Genomic DNA, 489 nt, shown 5'->3' on the forward strand with positions numbered 1-489 from the left:
GGCCGGCACCGCCATGAGCGTCACGCTGAGCAACGGCGCCGTGATCAACATCGAAGCTGGTAAAACCACCGGCTCGGTGGTGGTCGACACCCCGGCCAATGACGTCTACAAGAACGGCAGCACCGTCAGTACCACCATCGAAAGCACCACTGGCGGCAACTTCGAACAGCTGACTCCAAGCACCGCCCCGGCGGTGACCACCATCACCGACTCGATCGATAACACCGGCCTGTCCCTGGCGGCCACCGGTTCGGTCACCGAAGGTGGCCAGATCACTTACACCGCGACCCTGACCAATCCGGCTGGTACGCCGATGAGCGTGACGCTGAGCAACGGCGCCGTGATCAACATCGAGGCTGGCAAAACCACTGGCTCCGTGGTGGTCGATACTCCGGCGAACGACGTTTACAAAAACGGCAGCACCGTCAGCACTACCATCGAAAGCACCACCGGTGGCAATTTCGAGCAGCTGACCCCGAGCACAACTCC

General features: G+C 61.8%; 1 protein-coding gene. It reads left to right on the top strand.

Going from position 1 to position 489, the window contains the following annotated elements; genetic code table 11:
- On the top strand, window positions 1–489 hold a 489-nt coding region (locus AC1DIG_RS29320), incomplete at both ends, for an immunoglobulin-like domain-containing protein (protein ID WP_477770116.1).

Source organism: Pseudomonas sp. 05N431, assembly GCF_056397005.1.